General features: G+C 73.0%; 14 protein-coding genes. 5 read left to right on the top strand and 9 right to left on the bottom strand.

What is annotated here, in order from left to right; genetic code table 11:
• Positions 1-261: 261 nt before the first annotated feature.
• The 4 genes from GTW40_RS25725 to GTW40_RS25710 form a co-directional block, all read right to left on the bottom strand.
• On the bottom strand, positions 262-1,857 hold the full coding sequence (locus GTW40_RS25725) for an LCP family protein (protein ID WP_202486420.1): 1,596 nt from the start codon (positions 1,855-1,857) through the stop codon (positions 262-264).
• 93 nt (positions 1,858-1,950) lie between these two features.
• Positions 1,951-3,708: an LCP family protein gene (locus GTW40_RS25720; protein WP_161182546.1), complete on the bottom strand. Its 1,758-nt coding sequence runs from the start codon at positions 3,706-3,708 to the stop codon at positions 1,951-1,953.
• Positions 3,709-3,942: 234 nt separating this feature from the next.
• On the bottom strand, positions 3,943-5,121 hold the full coding sequence (locus tag GTW40_RS25715; RefSeq protein ID WP_161182545.1) for an LCP family protein: 1,179 nt from the start codon (positions 5,119-5,121) through the stop codon (positions 3,943-3,945).
• A 151-nt stretch (positions 5,122-5,272) separates the two neighbouring features.
• The gene (locus GTW40_RS25710; protein WP_161182544.1) at positions 5,273-6,028 is read right to left on the bottom strand and encodes a TIGR03089 family protein; all 756 of its coding nucleotides are present in this window, start codon (positions 6,026-6,028) and stop codon (positions 5,273-5,275) included.
• A gap of 293 nt (positions 6,029-6,321) precedes the next feature.
• Between GTW40_RS25710 and GTW40_RS25705 the strand changes: the two genes are divergently transcribed.
• Entirely contained in the window at positions 6,322-7,404 is a 1,083-nt protein-coding gene (locus tag GTW40_RS25705) for an NDP-sugar synthase (protein WP_161182543.1), read from the top strand.
• A gap of 186 nt (positions 7,405-7,590) precedes the next feature.
• On the opposite strand, the gene GTW40_RS25700 is transcribed toward GTW40_RS25705, so the two are convergent.
• The 4 genes from GTW40_RS25700 to GTW40_RS25685 are packed head-to-tail and all read right to left on the bottom strand — an operon-like array spanning position 7,591 to position 11,513.
• On the bottom strand, positions 7,591-8,607 hold the full coding sequence (locus tag GTW40_RS25700; RefSeq protein ID WP_343245787.1) for a DNA-3-methyladenine glycosylase 2 family protein: 1,017 nt from the start codon (positions 8,605-8,607) through the stop codon (positions 7,591-7,593).
• Positions 8,608-8,666: 59 nt separating this feature from the next.
• Positions 8,667-9,983 carry a coenzyme F420-0:L-glutamate ligase gene (locus GTW40_RS25695; protein ID WP_161182542.1) on the bottom strand — a complete coding sequence of 439 codons (1,317 nt, stop codon included), beginning with the start codon at positions 9,981-9,983 and terminating at the stop codon, positions 8,667-8,669.
• Positions 9,980-10,939 carry a 2-phospho-L-lactate transferase gene (gene cofD, locus GTW40_RS25690; protein ID WP_161182541.1) on the bottom strand — a complete coding sequence of 320 codons (960 nt, stop codon included), beginning with the start codon at positions 10,937-10,939 and terminating at the stop codon, positions 9,980-9,982. The genes GTW40_RS25695 and cofD overlap by 4 nt, the downstream gene beginning before the upstream one ends.
• Positions 10,940-10,985: 46 nt before the next feature.
• Positions 10,986-11,513, bottom strand: coding sequence for a cysteine dioxygenase family protein (locus tag GTW40_RS25685; RefSeq protein WP_161182540.1), 528 nt, complete (start codon positions 11,511-11,513; stop codon positions 10,986-10,988).
• Positions 11,514-12,195: 682 nt separating this feature from the next.
• On the opposite strand from GTW40_RS25685, the gene GTW40_RS25680 reads away from it, so the two are divergent.
• The 3 genes from GTW40_RS25680 (at position 12,196) to GTW40_RS25670 (ending at position 17,919) form a co-directional block, all read left to right on the top strand.
• Positions 12,196-12,459 carry a WhiB family transcriptional regulator gene (locus GTW40_RS25680; RefSeq protein ID WP_003975777.1) on the top strand — a complete coding sequence of 88 codons (264 nt, stop codon included), beginning with the start codon at positions 12,196-12,198 and terminating at the stop codon, positions 12,457-12,459.
• 211 nt (positions 12,460-12,670) lie between these two features.
• On the top strand, positions 12,671-16,408 hold the full coding sequence (locus GTW40_RS25675; RefSeq protein ID WP_202486418.1) for a glycosyltransferase: 3,738 nt from the start codon (positions 12,671-12,673) through the stop codon (positions 16,406-16,408).
• Positions 16,405-17,919 carry a DUF5719 family protein gene (locus GTW40_RS25670; RefSeq protein ID WP_161182539.1) on the top strand — a complete coding sequence of 505 codons (1,515 nt, stop codon included), beginning with the start codon at positions 16,405-16,407 and terminating at the stop codon, positions 17,917-17,919. Before GTW40_RS25675 ends, GTW40_RS25670 begins: the two co-directional genes overlap by 4 nt.
• A 53-nt stretch (positions 17,920-17,972) precedes the next feature.
• Here GTW40_RS25670 and GTW40_RS25665 read toward each other — a convergent pair whose 3' ends face one another.
• Positions 17,973-18,422 carry a metallopeptidase family protein gene (locus tag GTW40_RS25665; RefSeq protein ID WP_161182547.1) on the bottom strand — a complete coding sequence of 150 codons (450 nt, stop codon included), beginning with the start codon at positions 18,420-18,422 and terminating at the stop codon, positions 17,973-17,975.
• Between the two features lie 281 nt (positions 18,423-18,703).
• Here GTW40_RS25665 and GTW40_RS25660 point away from each other — a divergent pair.
• Positions 18,704-19,003: DUF3499 domain-containing protein (locus GTW40_RS25660; protein ID WP_161182538.1), on the top strand; the 300-nt coding region annotated here is incomplete at its 3' end.

The raw sequence follows: 19,003 nt of genomic DNA, 5'->3' as shown, positions 1-19,003 counted from the left end.
GCGCCCGCCCGGGCGGCTGCGGACGGCGCCGCGGGCCGGGGGCGGCCGCACCGCCCTTGGCCGTGGGGGAGGGGGGCCGAGGCGGTCTGGGCAAGGGACACCTCCGGGCTGGGCCGTACGTGGGGTTTGTAGGAACCGTAGGCCGATACGATCTCCAGCCCGCGTCGCAGCCCCGGCGGCGCGCAAGGGTGTCCCCCATTCGCGGTAACGCGAGGCCCCTGTGAACGCCAAGCCCGACGTGCCGTCAGCGGGAGCGCAGGTCTACCACTGGTACGGCTTGTACACGTCCATGCAGGCGGAGGTATCCGAGCCGTTGATGGCGTCGGAACCGGCGGGGATGTCACCGGCCTTCGGGGCGGCCTTCTTCGGGTACGCGGTGCCGGTGCGCCAGTCCGCGCCGACGACCACCGTCACGCCCGAGACGTCCGTGGACCGCTCCACCTGGCTCAGCGGAATGCCGAGCGCCTTGGCCACACCCTGCGCGTCGCCCTCCAGATCGGCGCTCGGGTAGCGGACGACCGTCCGGTCCTCGGAGAGCGCTGCCGAGGTGTCCGTCGCCGCCCGGTCGTAGCCGCCCTGGGCCAGGACCGCACGGACGTCCGCCGCCCGGCCCGGCACGGCGGCCCGGGACGCGCTGCCGGTGCCGTTGACCACGGCCACCCCGAGCCGGGAGGGCTGGAGCGAAGCGGTCTTGGACGGCTGGGGTTTGGGCTTGGCCGGCTTGCCGTTCTTGTCCAGCGGCACGTCGTCGCGCAGCATCTCCCACAGCCTGTCGGCCCCGGTCTGCTGCGGCACCACGTGCTCGCGGTTGAGCGGGTCCTCCACGTTGGGCATGGTGACCGAGGTGATGCGGTCGGCCGGGACGGACTTCAGCTGTGTGCCGAGGTCGTAGAGCTTCTTGACCGTGCCGATCTCCTTGGACACCACCAGGGACTTGGTGGCGGCCTCGGCCAGGTCCGTCAGCCTGCCGCTGTCGGTGAAGACGTTCTGGCCCTTGAGCGTGCGGATCATCGAGTTCAGGTACATGTGCTGGGCGCGGGCGCGCATCACGTCGCTGCCCCAGGCGTGCCGGGTGCGCAGCCACTGGAGGGCCTGTATGTGCTTGACCTTGTGCGGGCCCGCCGTCAGCTTCAGCCCGGAGCCGCCGCGCTGGGCGGGTGTCGAGTGGTCCCAGACGTTCTGGTTGACGCACACCTCGACACCGCCGACGGCGTCGGCCATCCGCACCACACCGGTGAAGTCGATGGTCATCCAGTGGTCGATGTAGACGCCGGTCAGCTGCTGCCAGGTGGCCAGCGTGCAGCCCGCGCCGCCCCGGGCGAGCGTGGTGTTGATGATGCCCTCGGTGGGCGGGTAGACGCGCTTGGTCTTGGGGTCCACGCACTTGGGGATGGCCACGCGGGTGTCGCGCGGGATGCTCACCATGGCGGCGCTCTCACGGTCCGCCGAGAGGTGGATGAGCATCTGCACGTCGCCGAGCGGGGGGTTGCCCCGGTTGTCCTTGCTGCCGCCGAGCTTCACGTTCTCGTCGGAGTTCCGGTCGTCGGAGCCGATGAGCAGGATGTTCAGCGGCGTACGGCCCGCCGCGTCGGGCTGGGTGCGGTGGACCTTGGAGTCGTCGCCGCCGTTCCGCTCGCCCTTGGTGATGTTGTCGTTGAGGTGCTGATAGTAGAGATAGCCGGCCCCCGCCGACCCGAGTATCACCAGGGCCAGCAGGATCGCCGCCCAGCGCAGCACCCGCCGCCCGCGCCCGCGCGGGGCGCCTCGTCTGCCGCCCTTCGAAGGGCCCCGGCCGGCGGGTGCGGCCGTCGCCGCCCCCGCCGGATCGGCCTTCCCCCGTACGCCGCTCTGCGCCAACTCCCGGCCTCCTGTACCCCGCCAAGCAAACGGGCCCGTCCCGCGTCCTTATAGACGCACGACGGGCCCGAACCGTTACCTACGAGTTGAAACCTATGAAGCGCACCCGGCCGTGCCGGCCGTCGACTGGTTGTCGACCTTCGGCGCCTTCGCCGGGGCGGTCATCGAGACGCCCGCGCCCTTGAAGTCCTTGCCGAGGGTCAGGGTCATCGTGGGCAGCCCCTGGGAGTTGGTCACGCTCTCGCCCGGCTTGAGCGCGGAGCCCGACAGGCCCATGAGGGCGGCCAGTTCACGCGCCTGGGGCGCCTGGTCGGGCGCGTACTCCAGAGTGGTCCTGCTCTGCTCGGCATCGGCGTTGCCCGCGTTCTCCGACTTCAGGATGCCCTTCTCGGTCTGCATCCACAGGAGGGTCGCCGACGCGCTGCCGCCCTTCGCACCGCCGTTGAAGATGCGCACCCGGATCTCGGCGGGCGTGGAGCGGGTGCCCTTGAGCCGGGCGGCCTGGGCGTCCTTGGCGGCCTTCTCCTTCTTCTTGACGTCCGTGAAGGAGACGTCGTTGTTGATGGCGTCGAAGACGGGCGGCGCCAGCTCCTGGCTGATGATCACGGTCTTGTGGACCGCACCGTCCGCCGGGTTGTCCACCACCGGCACCGTCAGGAAGGTGATGTTCTTCGGCGGGACCTTCTTCAGCTCCAGCGCGACGTCCTTGAGCGTGCCCACCGAGCCGATGCCCTTGTCGACGGTGAGCGCCTTGGTGGCGGCCTCCGCCAGGCTCAGCAACTTGCTCGGGTTGGAGAGGGTGTCGCCGGAGGACATCTTGCGCATCAGCGACCCCATGAACTGCTGCTGCGCCTTGATGCGGTCCAGGTCGCCGTGGTTGCCGAAGCTGTGCCGGGTACGGACGAACGCCAGCGCCTGCTCGCCCTCGACGTTCGACTTCCCCTGGGGGAGGTCGAGGTGCGACTTCGGGTCGTTCACGGGGTGCGCCAGGCACACCTCGACACCGCCCACCGCCGAGGTCAGCGTCTTGACCGCGTTGAAGTCGACCATCATGAAGTGGTCGGGCCTGATCCCGGTGGCGGCCTGCACGGTCTTCATGGTGCAGCCCGCGTCGCGGCCCTCCTGACCGAGGCTCTCGTTGAAGCGCACCTGGTCGGTGCCGCTGATGATCTTCTTGGTGCCGTCCGGCTGGACGCTCTCGCAGTCCGGCACGTCCACGACGAGGTCGCGCGGGATGCTCATTGCCGTCGCGTTGGTGCGGTCCTTGGCGACGTGCAACAGGATGTTGGTGTCCGCGTGGCCGACGCTGTTCTTGTCGCCGTAGCCCGCGTTGCCGCTGCCGGTGCGCTTGTCGGTGCCGATGATCAGGATGTTGAAGGCGCCGTCCTTGCTGAAGCCCTTCTTGGCCACGCTGCCGACGTCCGTCGTGGCGACGTTGCCCGCGAGGTGCTTCACATAGAAGTAGCCCGCCGAGCCCACGGCGACCAGCACGAGTGCCATGCCGCCGCCGGTCCACGCCAGGACCTTCTTCGCCTTCGACTTCTTCGGCTTCTGCGCGGGGCGTCGGCCGCCGCGCCGTCCCTGCGGCTCCGGCTCGGGCTCGGCCCCCCGGCGGCGGCGCGACTGCGGCACCTCCGCCTCGCTCTCGCGGGGCTCCCGGACCGGCGCGTCGCCCCGCTGGCGCGGAGGTGCGGCGCCGTTGTCACGGCGGGCCGACCTACGCGGACCCGGAACGGGCGATTGCGCTCCGGAAGGATTTAGTCGCAGTTCGTATTCGCCGGTGTTCGGATTGAGCACCCACTGGTCTGCGGGATCGATGTTGTCCGCCCGCCCACGGCTTTGCGCGTCCACGGTTGTCCAAATCCTCCGTCGGGGCCACGCGGCGCCTTCCCCCTCGTAGGCGCTCGGGTCTCGGTGAATCGACGCACGGCCTCAGGGCCTGAACCGAGGGGCCGGGTGCATCGGATCGCTCACACTATCCGCCCAGTTCAGCGTCGGGCGACGCGCGTGACAAATTCCACGTTCCTACAACCGGGCAATCCCGCCCATATTCCTGAACAAAAGTTCGCCGTTTTGGTGCACGCATTACTCACAGGCCCGTTCGGCGGCCGTGTTCCCGTGAAAAGTCGGCACCGGAGAAGCGTCGTTCATGGAGCCTTGCTGATGGGCATTACCGGTGTTTTCAGGTGAAGTGTCCTTGCTCACCGCGACGGGTTGGTCCGCCCGCAGCCGCGCGAAGAGGCGGTCGGCGTCCGGCTCCACGAGCTGGTCGCGATTGGAGTCGTAGACGTATGCCTTGCGAGGGACCGTCAGGAACTGCACATGTTCGGTGGGGATGTCGCGCAGTCCGCGCACCAACTGGTACAAACCCCGCAGATTCGCCAGTTCCGGGTCCGTGGTGAGCGCGGAGGTGGCCGCGTCCAGCACCGGATAGAGCTTCACCGGATTCAGCAGTACGTCGCTGCCGCGCACCTTCTCCACCAGCGCGCCGAGAAAACGTTGCTGGCGCTCCATCCGGTCGGTGTCGCTGCCGTCGCCGAGGGTCTTGCGGGCGCGTACGTAACCGAGCGCCTGCTCCCCGTCGAGGGTCGTCGCGCCCGCGGGCAGCCTGAGCCCGGCCGCCTTGTCGTCGATGGGCTCCTTCAGGCACAGCCGCACCCCGTCGACCGCGTCCACCATCTCCTTGAACCCGCTGAAGTCCACGACCATGTGGTGGTCCACGCGGATGCCGGTCAGCTCCTCGACGGTACGGATCGTGCAGGCCGAACCGCCCAGCTGGAAGGCGTGGTTGAGCATCGCGAACGTCGGGTCGGTACGGCCGCCGTCCGCGCCCACGCACTCGGGGACGTGCACCATCAGATCGCGGGGCAGCGAGACGGCGGTGGCGCTGCGCCGGTCGGCGGCCAGATGCAGCAGGATCGTGGTGTCGGAGCGCGCGCTGCCCGTGTCGCGCCCGTACGCGCCGTTGTCCCCGGCCCGGGTGTCGGACCCGATGAGCAGGATGTTCTGGGCGTCCTTCACCAGCGCGGTGGGCCGCTCGCGTTCGTAGCGGGCCAGCTCGCGGGCGGCCGCGTCGTCCGGGGTGATGTTGGAACTGAGCCGGTCGTAGACGGCCCAGCCCGCCCCGGCGGCCGCCAGCAGCAGCGCGGCCGAGCCCAGCGCCGTACCCCTGACCCACCGTCGCCTGCGCCGCCGGGCCAGCCCGTCCCCGGTGGCCGAGGACCCGGGGCCGGAAGCGGGTGGCCTGCCTGCGCTGTCGGGCACGTCAGGTCCACCCCGATCCATGGCGTACGAGCGTCACATCCCTCTTCTACGACCATGGCGGCGAAGCGGGCCCCGGGCCGCCCTTTGCTGCGCCGGACGGGTGAGGACGGGGCCGACGGGCCGGTGGTGCGAGGAGGACGGCCCCGGCGGGTCAGTGGCGCGAGGCCGTGACCCGTTCGGCCTCGATGCGCTTGGCGAGCGCGTCCCCGTCCAGCCGGTCCAGGTTGCGGCACAGCACCACCGAACCACCGGCGGCCAGCGGGGCGTACAGCCCCGCGCTCAGCCCCTCCCAGGTGTCGTACGGCAGCCCCGACAGCAGCCGGGAGCCCGGGCCCGTCAGATCCAGCGCGGGCGCGTCCGCGCGGGCCCGCTCGACCACCTCGGCCGCGCTGGACTCCGCCCCGGCCACGATCAGCGCGGGCTCGTCCGGGTCCACGGGCGCGAACGGCGCGAACCGGTCTCCCTGGCCCGGCACTTCGGCCGCGTAGTCGAGGAAGCCGTCCGGGACCACGGGGAACCGGCCGCCCAGCGGACGCAGCGCCATGGCCACCCGCTCGCCCCGGCACGCCCGCGCCGCCTCCAGCGAGTCCGGGCCGCTCACCACCACGTCGGCCGCCGCCGCGTCGCCGCCCACGTCGGCCACCGCGCCCACCGATGCGCAGGCCAGCAGCCACACGGCCGTCTGCCAGTGCGCGGGCAGCAGCAGCGCCACCCGGTCACCGGGTCCGGCGTTCAGCTCGCCCTGGAGCAGATTGGCGGTCTTGGCCACCCAGTTGGCGAAGGTGGCCACGGACAACTCGACACGTTCGCCCGTGGCGTCGTCGTAGTACGTCACCAGGGGGCGGCCCGCGTCCGCGGCGAGCGCGGAACGCAGCAGGTCGGCGGGGGTGCGATCGGTGGCAGTCACCCGCGCAAGAGTACGCCGCCCGGGGCGGCCTGCGGGGCTCGCGGGGCCTGTGAAGGTGTCCCGGCGGGCGTGGCGCAAGGGTTGCCCGGCGGCCGGCGGTGGCAACCTCTATCCGAAGGAGAAGAGCGTGCCGTCGGGGGGCGGGTGGGGACGGTGGGTGCGGCCGGGGGAGGACCGCACGCCGATCACGCGGTACACCGCGCGGCCACCCGGGGCGCCGTCGCACGGTCTGCATACACTGGCCGGCCGAAACGAGACGTTCCGCCGGTCCCGGCAGGAAGCAGAGACGACAGGTGACAGAAGCGATCCTCCTGGTCGGCGGCAAGGGCACGCGGCTGCGACCGCTCACGGTGCACACGCCCAAGCCCATGGTCCCGGCGGCCGGGGTGCCGTTCCTCACCCACCAGCTGGCCCGGGCCAGAGCGGCGGGCGTCGAGCACATCGTCCTCGCCACGAGCTACCTCGCCGAGGTCTTCGAGCCGTACTTCGGCGACGGCTCCGACCTCGGCCTCCACATCGAGTACGTCACCGAGCGGGAACCCCTCGGCACCGGCGGCGCGATCCGCAACGTGGCCACGCGGCTGGACTCAGGCCCCGACGACCCGGTGCTGGTCTTCAACGGCGACATCCTCACCGGACTCGACATCCGGGCCCTGGTGGACACCCACGAGTCCACCGGCGCGGACGTCTCCCTGCACCTGACGAAGGTGACCGACCCGAGGGCGTACGGCCTGGTCCCCACCGACGACACCGGGCGCGTGCTGGCCTTCCTGGAGAAGCCGCAGACCCCCGAGGAGATCGTCACCGACCAGATCAACGCGGGCGCCTACGTCTTCCGCCGCTCCGTCATCGACGCGATCCCGGCGGGCCGCCCCGTCTCGGTCGAGCGCGAGACCTTCCCCGGCCTGCTGGCCGCCGGGGCCCACCTCCAGGGCATGGTCGACTCCACCTACTGGCTCGACCTCGGCACCCCGGCCGCCTTCGTCCGCGGCTCGGCCGACCTGGTCCTGGGCCGCGCCCCCTCCCCTGCCGTCCCCGGCCGACGCGGCGACCGCCTGATCCTCCCCACGGCCACCGTCGCGCCCGACGCCAAGCTGACCGGCGGCACGGTGGTCGGCGAGGGCGCGTACATCGCGGAGGGGGCGCGTATCTCGGGCTCGGCGATCCTGCCGGGAGCGGTCGTGGAGGCGGGGGCGGTCATCACCGACTCGCTGATCGGGACGCGGGCCCGGGTGGGGGAGCGATCTGTCCTCACGGGTGCTGTTGTCGGCGACGGAGCGGTGGTCGGCGCGGACAACGAACTGCGGGACGGGGTCCGCGTGTGGTGCGGGGCGCAGATTCCGGCGGGGGCGGTGCGGTTCTCGTCGGACATGTAGCTGTCGCGGGCGGGGTGCGCGAGATACCGGGGTGCTGACGAACAAGGGGTGCTGACGAACAAGGGGCACGTCCCGAAGGGGCGCGGGGAACCGCGCGACAAGCCACAACGCACCCGCACCCGGCACTGGCGAGAACCCCCAACGGCGAAGCTCCGAAAGGGGGCCGGGGGCGCAGCCCCAAGGCCCCTACAGCCGCCCGATATCCACCCGCGGCATCTTCGGCTTCCGCCGAGCCGGAGCGCCCCCGCTCAGCAAAATCAACCGAGCCGCCCGATGCCGCTGCCCCTGAGAGGCATACGGCTCAAGCAAGCGCAGCATCACCGCATCGTCGGCATCCCGGTCCCCCGCCAGCGCCCACCCGACGATGCGCGGAAGATGAAGGTCGCCGACAGTCACCTCGTCGGCGGCGCCATGACTGCGCTGAACCACCTCCGCCGAGGTCCAGGGCCCCACGCCGGGGACAACCTCCAGCCGGGCCCGCGCCTCGACCGGAGACAGACCCACCGTGCGCTCCAGTCGGGCGGCAAGCCGAACCGCGCGCAGGATCGTCGACGCCCGCTTGTCGTCGACACCCGCGCGGTGCCACTCCCAGGAGGGGATCAGCGCCCAGGCCCGGGGCGCGGGCATCACGTACATGGGGCGCTCACCCGTACCGGCAGGCCCCGGCGCGGGCTCCCCGAACCGGCGCACCAGCAGCCGCCAGGCCCGGTACGCCTCGTCGGTCGTGACCTTCTGCTCCAGGACCGAGGGGATCAGCGACTCCAGCACCAGACCGGTGCGGGTCAGCCGCAGCCCGGGGCGCCGGTGCCGGGCCAGGGCCACGATCCGGTGCCGGGGCTCGAACGCCCCGGGGTCGTCGGCGGCGCCCAGCAGCTCGGGCAGCCGGTCGAGCAGCCACTCGGCGCCGGGGCCCCACGCCTCACCGCACACCTCGCCGCCACGCGCGGACACCCGCAGCGTGCCCGGACCGGCGGGCGTACGGCAGGCCCGCCACACCGAGCCGTCACGCGCCGCCCGGAACATCGGATCGGCAGGCCCGCGCCGCAGCGGCCCGAGCACAAGACCGAGGTCCAGCGGCCCGTCCGGCACCCATGTACGGGTGCGGGGCGCGCCCGCCTGCCGGGGCACCGGGGCGGACGCGGTGACCTCCCCGCCGCGCACGGTCGTACGCGTAACGGGCCGGGGAGCGAAACGTCCTGCCACTGATGAGTCCTAGGGATGCGGGGGCTGCCCTATGAGACTAGGGCAGCCCCCGCCCCCTTTCAGCGAACCTCGATGAACGCCCCCGCGTCCCGCGCCGGACGCGACGCCGGGTCCTGGGCCGCGTGGCCGACGGCGACCGCGCCCATCGGGGACCAGTCGGCCGGCAGGTCGAGCACCTCGCGCACGACGTCCCGGCAGAACATGGTGGACGACACCCAGGCCGAGCCCAGCCGTTCCCCGGCCAGCGCGACCAGCAGGTTCTGCACGCCCGCGCCCATGGCGACCACGAACATCTCCCGCTCGGCACCGTCGCGCCGCGCGTCGCCGTAGGTGTGCGAGCCGTCCATGACGAGGCAGGGCACGACCAGGTACGGCGCGTTGCGCAGCACCTCGCCCCGGCGGACCCGCTTGGCGATGGACTCCTCGCTCTTGCCGTCCCGGCGCAGGTCCGCGATCCAGGCGTCCCGCATCGCGTCGAGCAGCCGCAGCCGGGACTCGGCCGATTCGAGGAGCACGAACCGCCACGGCGTCGTGTGGTGCGGGGCGGGCGCGGTCACGGCGGCGGCCACCGCGCGGCGGACGGCGCCCGGGTCCACCGGCTCGTCGGTGAAGGCCCGTACGGTGCGCCGCTGGGTCACCGCCTCGCGGACCGCCTCGGAGGTGCCGAGCCGGAACATGTCGTCGCGCGCGGAGCGCACCAGCGCCCGCGCACCCTCGCCGTCCTCGCCGATTTCGTCCGCGCCGATCACCACGTGCGGCAGGCCGCGCAGTACGGCCACCGGGCGCCCGGCGGACTTGCCCTTGACCAGGTCGCCCGCCGCCGCGAGTTCGTCGGCGGTGGCGACGACGGTGGCGGAGAGCGGGTTGCCGTGCGCGTCGGTGCCGCCGCGCAGGTCGTCCAGGACCCGCACCCCGGCGGCGCCGATCGCCACGTCGGTCAGGCCCGCACGCCACGGCCGCCCGAAGGTGTCGGTGACGACCACGCCCACGTCGACGCCGAGCGCCGCCCGTAGGCCCTCGCGGATCGCGCGCGCGGAGGCGTCCGGGTCCTCGGGGAGCAGCAGGACGGTGCCCCCGGGGGTGTTGGACGCGTCGACCCCGGCGGCCGCCATGACGAGGCCCTGCCGGTTCTCCACGATGCGCAGCGACCCGCGCCGGGCCACCACCCGGACGGTCTCGGCGTCGATCGCGGCCTCACGGTCGGACGCCTCCACGATCCGGCCCTCGGCCTTGGACACGATCTTGGAGGTGACGAGCAGCACGTCCCCGTCGGCAAGCCCCGGTTCGGCGGCCGCGATCAGCTTGGCCAGGTCGTCGCCGGGGGCCACCTCGGGCAGCCCCTCGGGGGCCCAGACCCGGTACTCGCTCGTGGTCACGCGCCCCGTACCTCCTCGGCCAGCGCGAGCGCCTCGCGCGCCATGGCGGCGGCCGCGTCCTCGTCGGTCATCATCAGCGGCACGGCCCGGCAGCGGATGCCGTCCGCCTGCACCCGCTCGACCGCGCCCGCGTCGACGGTGTCGACCAGCCAGCCGTCAAGGAGGCCCGAGCCGTAGTGCGCGGCCACGGCAGCCGCCGTGGACTCCACACCGACCGCCGCGAGCACCTTGTCGGCCATCCCGCGCACGGGCGCGTCCCCGACGATGGGGGAGAGCCCCACCACCGGTACGCCCGCCTCCGCGATGGCCTCGCGGATGCCGGGCACGGCGAGGATCGTGCCCACGGACACGACCGGGTTGGACGGCGGGAAGAGGACGACGTCGGCCTCGGCGATGGCCTCCAGGACACCGGGCGCGGGCTTGGACTGCTCGGCGCCGACCGGCACGACGGCCTCGGCGGGCACCGAGGCGCGCAGCCGCACCCAGTACTCCTGGAAGTGGACGGCCTTGCGCTCGCCGTCGACCTCTACGGCCACGTGGGTCTCCACGCGGTCGTCGGTCATCGGGATCAGCTTCACGCCGGGCTGCCAGCGGGCGCACAGTGCCTCGGTGACGGCGCTCAGGGGGTACCCGGCGTCCAGCATCTGCGTCCGCACGATGTGGGTCGCGAAGTCCCGGTCGCCCAGGCCGAACCAGCTCGGTCCGGCGCCGTAGGCCGCCAGCTCCTCCTTGACCCGGAAGCTCTCGTCCTCCCGGCCCCAGCCCTGTTCCTCGTTGATGCCGCCGCCGAGCGTGTACATCACCGTGTCGAGGTCCGGACAGACCTTCAGACCGAAGAGATGGATGTCGTCGCCGGTGTTGCCGATGACCGTGATGTCCGCGTCCGGGGCGGCCTTCTTGAGACCGCGCAGAAACCGGGCACCGCCGATGCCGCCTGCCAGAACCACAATGCGCATGGCCACAGTCTGTCAGCCGCCGTGAGCGCTCAGCGGGGGGAGTGGCTCACACCACGGCCGGGCACGGCTCGGCCCGGACCTCGCCGTGCGCCTCGCCGTCTGCCGACGTGTGCATGGGCATCGCCGTGAGGCCCGGGTAGTAGACGTGCAGGCTGACCGCGGGCTCCAGGGAGTCGTTGACCACCTCGTGCACGTACCCGGGTGCGAAGACCCGCTGGGCCCCGGCCGCGAGCGCGCGCGTGCCGCGCTCGGTGCGCTCGGTGCGCTCGGTCAGGCTGCCCTCCAGGACGGTGAGGACACCGGAGGAGCGGCCGTGGTCGTGGAGTCCGCTGCCCTGGCCCGGCACCCAGGACAGCAGCCAGACCTCGTATCCGGGTCCGGTGCGCAGCCGGTGGTACCAGCGGGTGGTGGCGTCGTAGCGGATCAGATGGGCCCACTGGGCGCGGTCGGCGGCGACGGCGCGGGCCAGCCCGGCGAACTCGGCGACGGTCACCGGGTGTTCACGGGGCGGCTGGAGCAGATGGGGGACTTCGAGGATGTCGCCGGCGATCTGGAGGTCGTTGTCGCTGTTCATCGGGTGCTGTGGTCCCTCGGAAGAGGAGTGGGGGCGGAAGGTTCACGCGGAGCCGCCCGGATCGCGGGCGTGCGGGGTGTCCTGGAGCGGGGTGCAGGACGGGGAGAGGCGACCGGGCCGGGATGGGTCCGGTGTCAGCTGGAGCGCGGTGGGCTCAACAGCTGGGACAACAGCAACAGCTGCGGCGGACGAGGGCAGCACCGAGGGACCCGCGGGTGCGGGTCGAGGTGAGCGCCAAGTTCGCGAACATGCCCACTAGGAGAGCGGCTCACACCACCGGTGTCAACTCGATGCCCGGAATGTGGGACATGTTTCACCTCATCCGGTTCATCTCCGAGGTGAAAGGTTTGTTCATCCGACAGCCGGGACACATGGGGCACATCCGGTTGTCGAGCGCGGACCGCGTGCCCACGCCACGCGGAACGGAGACGAACACGAGGGCGTCTCTCCTCGTACGGAGGTGTGCGAGGTCCGCCGTCCCTCCGGGCCCGCACGCGTGTCAAGGTTTATGGCGATTTGAACACTTACCGCACGGCCTTGGTTCCGCAGAGTGAATAACGGGCTCAATAGCAGATCTCGGCTTGACTCGCCCGGAGCAGCACACTTGTAATTTCACTCGTGTCGTTCGGCCGGAGGGTTACGGCCGACGCACGGGGACGCGAAAGACAGACGAGGGGCGCACATGACCGAGCTGGTGCAGCAACTGCTGGTCGACGACGCGGACGAGGAGCTCGGCTGGCAGGAGCGCGCGCTGTGCGCCCAGACCGACCCCGAGTCCTTCTTCCCCGAGAAGGGCGGCTCGACGAGAGAGGCCAAGAAGGTCTGCCTCGCGTGCGAGGTCCGCTCCGAATGCCTCGAGTACGCCCTCGCCAACGATGAACGTTTCGGCATCTGGGGCGGTCTGTCCGAGCGTGAACGGCGCCGCCTGAAGAAGGCTGCCGTCTGACCGACTCCCGATCACCATCCGGCCGTTGACGACTGAACGGCGGGAGAAGTTCCGTGCATAAGGTGCGAACGGCCCGTCGCCCGTGGGTTATCCACAGGCGGCGGGCCGTCGTCATGGCCAGCCGATAGTGTGGGCGCTCGTCCGAGACGCCCGCCCCGCACCAGGGGCGCACGCGTCCACCGCAGTCCATCGAACCGGGGCCCGTACCTCGATGTCCGTGCACAGCCATACGGCAGCCCAACACGACGCTGCCACCCCTGAGTTCCCGCGTCATGTGGTGACCGCCGTCCTCGTCACCCACGACGGCGCCCGCTGGCTGCCCGACGCCCTCGCCGGGCTGATCGGCCAGGAGCGCCCCGTGCAGTACGCGGTGGCGGCCGACACCGGCAGCGAGGACGGATCCGCCCAGCTGGTCGCCGAGGCGCTCGGTGACGCCAACGTCCTCCATCTCGCCCGCCGCACCGGCTTCGGCGCGGCCGTCGAGGAGGCCGACCGGCACGCGCCCGTGCTCACCGCCGACGACCTGCCGTACCTCCGCGGCCTCGGCGGCTGGAACACACCGGGCGGTGCCTGGGGCGACGACGCCTACGACCGGCCCGGCCCGGCGCAGGGCGAACCCGTCCAGTGGCTCTGGCTGCTGCACGACGACTGCGCCCCGGAGCCCGACGCGCTCGCCCAGCTGCTGCGCGTCGTCGACAACGAACTCGAGCTCGGCCGGGACGACGTGGCCGTCGTCGGCCCCAAGCTCCGCGGCTGGTACGACCGCAGGCAGCTCCTGGAGGTCGGCGTCTCCATCGCCAACTCCGGCCGCCGCTGGACCGGTCTGGACCGCCGCGAGCAGGACCAGGGCCAGCACGACCACGTGCGCCCCGTCCTGTCCGTCTCCACCGCGGGCATGCTCGTCCGCCGCGACGTCTTCGAGGAGCTCGGCGGCTTCGACCGGCGGCTGCCCCTCATGCGCGACGACGTGGACCTGTGCTGGCGCGCCCAGCTGGCCGGCCACCGCGTCCTGATCGCCCCCGACGCGGTCGTCCGGCACGCCGAGGCCGCCTCCCGCGAACGCCGCGCGGTGGACTGCGCGGGCCGCACCGCCGCCTCCCCGCACAAGGTCGACAAGGCGGGCGCGGTCCACACCCTCCTGGTCAACACCCGGACCGCCGCGCTGCCCTGGGTGCTGCTGCGGCTCGTCCTCGGCACCCTCCTGCGCACCCTCGCCTACCTCGTCGGCAAGGTGCCCGGCCAGGCCGTGGACGAGATCCGGGGTCTGCTCGGCACCCTGCTGCGCCCCGAGCGCGTCCTCGCCGCCCGCAAGCGACGCGGGCGCCCGGTCGTCGACAAGGACGAACTCCGCCCGCTCTTCCCGCCGCCCGGCGCGACCATCCGGGTCACGATCGAACAGGTCGCGGCCAACTTCTCCACCGGCTCCGAGTCCGACACCACCCCCGTCGGACGGCACGGCGGCGGCGGGGACACCGGCGGCGACGACGAGTTCTTCGAGGTCGAGCGGTACGCCCGGCTCAAGCGCATCGCCCGCAACCCCGGCCCGGTGCTCTTCTTCGGCCTGCTGCTGATCTCCCTCCTCGCCTGCCGCGCCCTGCTCGGCGGCGGCGCCCTCGCGGGCGGTGCCCTGCTGCCCGTCCCGGCCGGCGCGAGCGACCTCTGGGCCACCTACGGCGCCGCCTGGCACCCCGCTGGCGCGGGCGGCACCGCCGCCGCACCGCCGTACCTGGCCGTCGTCGCCTCGCTCGCCTCCCTGCTCCTCGGCTCCACCGGCCTCGCCGTCACGGTGCTGCTGGTCGGCTCGGTGCCGCTCGCGGGCCTCACCGCCTACTTCGCCTCCCGGCCGCTGGTCGACTCCCGGCTGCTGCGCGCCTGGGCGGCCATCGCCTACGCCTTCCTGCCCGCCGTCACCGGCGCCCTCGCGGGCGGCCGCATCGGCACCGCCGTCCTCGCCGTGCTGCTGCCGCTCATCGCGCGCGCCGGTGTCGCCGCGAGCGGCCTCACCAACACCTCGGGCGGTCGTGGCAGTTGGCGCGCCACCTGGGCGTACGCGCTGCTGCTGACCATCACCACGGCGTTCACCCCGATCGTCTGGCCCGCCGCCCTGGTGCTCGGCATCGGCGTCCTGGTGCTGCGCCGCTCGGACCTGATCGCGTCCCTGCTGCGCCTCCTCGTCCAGCTCGGCACCCCCCTGCTGGTCCTCGCCCCCTGGTCGCTGACCCTGCTGCCGACGAACTTCTTCGGCGAGGCGGGACTGGACTTCGGCCCCTCCGCCGCCTCGGCGTCCGACCTGCTCGGCACGAGCCCCGGCGGCCCCGGCACCGTGCCCGGCCTGATGCTCATCGGCATCGTCCTGGCCGCGCTCGCCGCCCTGCTGCGCTCCGAACGGCAGCTGGGCATCCGCACCGCGTGGGCCGTCGCGCTCGTCGGCTTCGTCCTCGCCGTCCTGTCCAACGGCTCCGCCTGGGCCGGACCCGCCACCCTCGTCTACGGCATCGCCCTGCTCGCCGCCGCCTCGCTCGGCGCCGACGGAGCACGCGCGCGGGTGGCCGAGCAGAGCTTCGGCTGGCGCCAGCCGGTCGCCGCCCTGATCGCCCTCGCCTCGGTGGTCGGCCCGCTCCTTGCCGCCGCGAGCTGGATGATCGGCGGCGCCGACGGCCCGCTGGAGCGCCGCGACCCGGCACAGGTCCCCGCGTTCGTCGCCGAGGACGCCTCCACCCGCGACCGGGCCCGCACGCTCGTCCTGGACAGCGACTCCACCGCCCAGGTGCGCTACAGCCTGGTCCGGGGCGCGGGCGCCCGCCTCGGCGACGCCGAGTTCACCGCCTCCGACGGCGCGAACACCCGCCTGGACAAGATCGTCGCCAATCTGGTCGCGGGCTCCGGCGCCGACCAGGCCGGACAGCTCGGCGGCTTCGCCGTGCGCTACGTCCTCGTCCACCAGGGCGCGCCCCGCCAGATCAGCCGCGTCCTGGACGCCACCCCGGGCCTGAGCCGCCTCAGCCAGCAGAACGGCAGCGGCCTGTGGCGCGTCAACGCCGACGTCTCCCGCGCCGCCCTCGTGGGCCGCGACGGCTCCGGCACGCCCACGCCCGTCGCCGCGGGCCCGGTGGAGATCCACACCACCGTCCCCGGCGGCTCCGACGGCCGCGTCCTCAGGCTCGCCGACACCGCCGCCGAGGGCTGGACCGCCACCCTGGACGGCAAGCCGCTCACCCGCACCACGGTCGACGGCTGGGCCCAGGGCTTCGAACTCCCCGCGAGCGGCGGCAAGCTGGACGTCACCTACGACGCCCCCTTCACCCACACCCTGTGGCTGTGGGCCCAGGGCGCGCTCGCGGTCGTCCTGGTCGTCCTCGCCCTCCCCGGCCGCCGCCGCGACGTCGACGACGACCTCCCCGAGGAGGACCTGATCACCGCCGACGACCTCGCGGGCGACGGCCGCCGCGCCCGCCGTCTGCGCGCCCAGGCCGAGGAACAGGCCGCGCGCGAAGCGGCACTGAGGGAACAGCAGGCCCCGGAAGCGGGCACCGGCGACCCGGACTTCCCCGGCCCCGACGGCCCACGCGAGGACTTCCCCGAGGGCGACTTCCCGCAGGAACGCCCCGAAGCCGCCGTCCCGCACCAGCAGAACCACGCCGAGTGGGACGCCCCCGCCTACGCGGAGGCCGGGTACCGGGAGCCGGAGTACCCGGAGTACACCGAGGGCGAGTACGCGGCCTACCCGGCCGACCAGAACCCGTACCCGTACCAGGACCCCTACCAGGGCGGCTACGGCAACGCCCCGTACCAGCAGCCCGGCCAGCCGAACCCGTACGACCCGTACGGCTACGGCGACCCGGCCGGACAGCCGCAGCCCTACGACCCGGCGGCCCACCCGCACGGCTACGACCCCGCCCAGCAGCCCTACGGCACCGGCGATGAGCGCCACGACGGGAGCCAGCAGTGAACCGCACCACCCTGTCCCTCCTGGCCTGCGCGACCGCGCTGGCCGGTGTCACCGCCTACGCGGCGTTCGACCCGCCCCCGGCGTCCGGCGCGAGCCAGGCGAAGGCCGCCGCCGAACTGCCCGTGCAGCGCACCGGACTGCTCTGCCCGGCGCCCAGCTTCTCCGACATCGCCGAGACGTCGTACACGTCGTTCACCCCCGTCACCAAGGGCACCGACGCGGGCGGCAAGGCCACCCTCCAGGCGGCCACCGAGACGGACTCCGCCAGCTCCGACGGCTCCGGCAGCAGCGGCAAGAGCAAGAAGGGCGGCAAGGACACCGAGCCGCCCCTCAAGCCCAAGGAGCCCGGCACCCCGGCCACCGGCGACGCCTCCGGCGCCGAGGCCCCCGCGCTCATCGGCACCGCCGACGGCAAGTACGCGCCCGGCTGGACCGTCCAGCAGACCACCGAGGTCGCCGCGGGCACCGGCAGCGGCCTCCAGGGCGTCACCTGCGCCCCCGCCGACACCGAGTTCTGGTTCCCCGGCGCGAGCACCGCCGAGGGCCGCACCGACTACGTGCACCTGACCAACCCGGACGACTCCGCCGCCGTCGTGGACATCCGGCTCTACGGCAAGGACGGCGCGATCAAGTCGGAGGTCGCCGACGGCATCACCGTCCAGCCGCACGCGAGCGAACCGGTGCTGCTCTCCACCCTCACCGACGAGCGGGAGACCGACCTGACCGTGCACGTCACCGTGCGTAGCGGCCGGGTCGGTGCCGCCGTCCAGGCCCAGGACGACACCGGGGGCGGCGACTGGCTCGCCCCGGCCGCCGACCCGGCGGGCAGCCTGGTCCTGCCCGGCATCCCCAAGGACGCCACCGACGTGCGCCTGATCGCCTTCACTCCCGGCGACGACGACGCCGACCTGAAGATCCGCCTCGCCGCCCCGGACGGCACGATCACCCCGGCCGGGAACGAGACGCTGCACGTCAAGTCCGGCATGACCACCGCCGCCGACCTCGGCGCCGTCACCCGGGACCAGGCGGGCTCGCTGATCCTCACCCCCGCCGACAACTCGGTGCCGGTGGTGGCCGCGCTGCGCGTCGTACGCGGCACGGGCGCCAAGCGGGAGACGGCGTACATCCCCGCGACCGCCCCCGTCGGCCGCCGCGCGACCTCGGCCGACAACAGCGCCAAGGGCACCACCCTCGCCCTGACCGCCCCCAGCGCCACCGCCACCGTCAAGGTCACCGCCTCGGCGGGCAGCGAGGGCGGCAGCCCGGCCACCAAGACCTTCACCATCAAGGCGGGCACCACCCAGAACGTGGAAGCCCCGGTCCCCTCGGGCCTGCGCGGCACCTACGCGCTCACGGTGGAGTCCGTCTCCGGAGGCCCGGTGTACGGCGCGCGCACCCTGTCGGCGACGGAGGAGGGCGTACCCGGCTTCACCGTTCAGACCCTGCCGAGCGACCGCGGACTGGTGTCCGTACCGCAGGCGGACCAGGACCTGGCGATCCTTCAGAAATAGCCCGCCGGAGGGAAGTTCACGCAAGAAGGCCGGGCCGCGCGCGCGTGGCCCGGTCAGTCCTCGCCGTACCGGGGATCGACCGTCTCCGGGGTGAGCCCCAGCAGTTCGGCCACCTGCTCCACCACGACCTCGTGCACCAGCGTGGCCCGCTCCTCGCGGCCCTTGGTGCGGATCTCCACCGGCCGCCGGTACACCACGACCCGCGCCCGCCGGCCCTCCCGCGCGGGGATGATCCCGCCTAGCGGCACGGCCTCGTCGGCCCACGCGTCGCCCGCGCCCTCAAGGCGGGGTACCTCCAGGACCAGGAAGTCGACCTCGCCCAGCTGCGGCCACCGCCGCTCCAGCCGGTCCACGGAGTCCTGCACCAGATCCGCGAACACCTCGCCACGACTGGCGGCCAGCGGCACCTGGGGAGGCGCGATGGGCCCCCGCATGCCCCGCCCGTGACGATCACGGCGACGGGGCCCGGGGCCTGCGGCACGGGGCGGTACACGGTTGTCCATCACCGGTGAAGCCTAGTCCCCGCCCGCCCGGCGCGCCCGGCTCCACGCGGCGGCCCGCGCCGGACGCCGATGTCCGAGGATGACCGGTCCGGCCGGTCCAAGGCTCGTTTCCGTAACGCTCCAAGACCGCCACGCACAACGCAATTGACGATGTTTGTGCCGAATCGTGGCCGCTCGCACCCCGCCGGGGAATTGTGCGAACACCCGTCGCAGCAGGTCAACTGGGCTTGTCCAGAAGGGCGTGTGGGGCGATTCACCGCACGACACGGTGGAGTGACCTGGTGGAGAGTCGTCGCGGCCCGCTCAAGAGTGCGGTACCGTCCAACGTCGTGAGCCCTGTACGTCGCTGTTCGCGCACCGCCTGCGGCCGACCCGCCGTCGCGACGCTGACGTACGTCTACGCCGACTCGACCGCGGTCCTCGGCCCCCTCGCCACCTACGCCGAGCCCCACTGCTACGACCTGTGCGCCGAGCACTCCGAGCGACTCACCGCCCCGCGCGGCTGGGAGGTCGTCCGCCTGCTCGACAGCTCGGCCCCGGCCCGCCCCAGCGGTGACGACCTGGAGGCCCTCGCCAACGCC

The sequence above is a fragment of the Streptomyces sp. SID4985 genome (genome assembly GCF_009863025.1).
Lineage (GTDB): Bacteria > Actinomycetota > Actinomycetes > Streptomycetales > Streptomycetaceae > Streptomyces.
The sequence above is the reverse complement of the archived record's forward strand: the minus strand, read 5'-3'. Positions and strand labels throughout refer to the sequence as shown.

Bases quoted from the DNA above. Each gene is read 5' to 3' on its own strand.
- GTW40_RS25675 (WP_202486418.1), top strand. From the start codon at position 12,671: ATGTCCGTGCACAGCCATACGGCAGCCCAACACGACGCTGCCACCCCT.
- GTW40_RS25665 (WP_161182547.1), bottom strand. From the start codon at position 18,422: ATGGACAACCGTGTACCGCCCCGTGCCGCAGGCCCCGGGCCCCGTCGC.
- GTW40_RS25680 (WP_003975777.1), top strand. From the start codon at position 12,196: ATGACCGAGCTGGTGCAGCAACTGCTGGTCGACGACGCGGACGAGGAG.
- GTW40_RS25685 (WP_161182540.1), bottom strand. From the start codon at position 11,513: ATGAACAGCGACAACGACCTCCAGATCGCCGGCGACATCCTCGAAGTC.
- cofD (WP_161182541.1), bottom strand. From the start codon at position 10,939: ATGCGCATTGTGGTTCTGGCAGGCGGCATCGGCGGTGCCCGGTTTCTG.